We start from the raw sequence: 1,443 nt of genomic DNA, 5'->3' as shown, positions 1-1,443 counted from the left end.
GAAGAAATCAATCGGAAGTTCGCCCGGCATTTGCGAGTAACACATAACGCTTCAAGCAGGGGCCCGCGTTAGCGGGTCCCGGCGCGAAGCGCCCTTGCTGCCTTGCCTTGTTATGTGCTTACTCATGCCAGAAACAGCACACCTACAATAAGAATCACTCCACCCATAAGCATGTAGATAACGAGCTTTCCAACCTTTTGGGTTTTCTCTGCTCTTAACTGTATTTTTTCAGCTTTCTCTTGTAAGGCTTCCGCTCTTTGAAACTGCTCTCTTTGAATTTCAAGCGCTTCGTCCTGACGTCTCAACTGTAACTCTTGGTTTTCTATGATTCGCTCTAACAATTCAACTTCTTTTTCATTTGTCATCAGAAACTTCCATGTCGCATCTGGACGCAGAGCACATAACGCTTCAAGCAGGGGCCCGCGTTAGCGGGTCCCGGCGCGAAGCGCCCTTGCTGCCTTGACTTGTTATGCATTTAGCTGTGCCAACCAGTATGAGCAGTAGCTTTGGCCATCGTAGATTGAGGATTTGAGTTCTTGCACGTTCTTTGAACCTTTTCGCGCCTTACAATGCAAAGCAACCTCTCTGATAGCTGGAACCAAGAATGCCTCTTCATCTCGACTCAAGCGATCATCTCGCTCATCTTTTTCGAGTTGTTTTCTAAAATCCACCACTCTATCTTTTATGCCCGAATACTGTTCTGAGACGAAGCTAACAGTTTCCATTCTACTCATGCCTTCTTTGGGCTGATCAAAATGGATTAATAGCTCTTCAAACTCCGAGCTTAAAGTTTCCAGCTTTTGGATAATTTCATTTCTGTCCATGACCGACCCTCAATGCATAACGCTTCAAGCAGGGGCCCGCGTTAGCGGGTCCCGGCGCGAAGCGCCCTTGCTGCCTTGCCTTGTTATGTGCTTACTCATGCCAGAAACAGCACACCAACAATAAGAATCACTCCACCCATAAGCATGTAGATAGCGAGCTTTCCAACCTTTTGGGTTTTCTCAGCTCTTAACTGTAGTTTTTCAGCTCTCTCTTGTAAGGCTTCTGCTCTTTGAAACTGCTCTCGTTGAATTTCAAGCGCTTCGTCCTGACGTCTCAACTGCAACTCTTGGTTTTCTATGATTCGCTCTAACAATTCAACTTCTTTTTCATATGTCATAAGAAACTACCATGTCGCATCTGGACGCAGAGCACATAACGCTGAGCGGCAGCGGGCGCGCGGTACGCGCGTCCGGCGACCGAAGGGAGCGAACTGCCCGCACTTGTTATTTTGTGAGGTTCGGCAGAAGAGGCCCCTTTCAGCAACTGGGCCAGAGAGCTGGGCAAGACGAAAGAACACACTACTCCGGCGTAGCTAAAGTGAGCCGAACGATCGAAGATTTTTGACATATATGTCCCCTTAATCTGACGTCTTGAAACCTCTGAGTGGCGCCGAAGCAT

At 48.0% G+C, this 1,443-nt stretch carries 3 protein-coding genes; all 3 read right to left on the bottom strand.

Features of this window, described 5'->3' with window-relative positions:
• Positions 1-122 precede the first annotated feature (122 nt).
• The 3 genes from E4634_RS20800 to E4634_RS20790 all read right to left on the bottom strand — a co-directional run bounded on the left by E4634_RS20800 (position 123) and on the right by E4634_RS20790 (position 1,162).
• Complete coding sequence (locus E4634_RS20800; protein WP_135446613.1) at positions 123-365, bottom strand: hypothetical protein; 243 nt, start codon at positions 363-365, stop codon at positions 123-125.
• Positions 366-467: 102 nt separating this feature from the next.
• Complete coding sequence (locus E4634_RS20795; protein ID WP_135446612.1) at positions 468-824, bottom strand: hypothetical protein; 357 nt, start codon at positions 822-824, stop codon at positions 468-470.
• A gap of 95 nt (positions 825-919) precedes the next feature.
• Entirely contained in the window at positions 920-1,162 is a 243-nt protein-coding gene (locus E4634_RS20790; protein WP_135446611.1) for a hypothetical protein, read from the bottom strand.
• Between the last annotated feature and the right edge of the window lie 281 nt (positions 1,163-1,443).

This window comes from Mangrovimicrobium sediminis (assembly GCF_004745945.1).
Taxonomy (GTDB): Bacteria; Pseudomonadota; Gammaproteobacteria; order Pseudomonadales; family Halieaceae; genus Mangrovimicrobium; species Mangrovimicrobium sediminis.
Note: the sequence above shows the minus strand (reverse complement) of the source record. Positions and strands in the feature narration are given on the sequence as shown.

Excerpts from the sequence above, each read along its gene's own strand:
- E4634_RS20800 (WP_135446613.1), bottom strand. The coding sequence starts at position 365 with ATGACAAATGAAAAAGAAGTTGAATTGTTAGAGCGAATCATAGAAAAC.
- E4634_RS20790 (WP_135446611.1), bottom strand. The coding sequence starts at position 1,162 with ATGACATATGAAAAAGAAGTTGAATTGTTAGAGCGAATCATAGAAAAC.
- E4634_RS20795 (WP_135446612.1), bottom strand. The coding sequence starts at position 824 with ATGGACAGAAATGAAATTATCCAAAAGCTGGAAACTTTAAGCTCGGAG.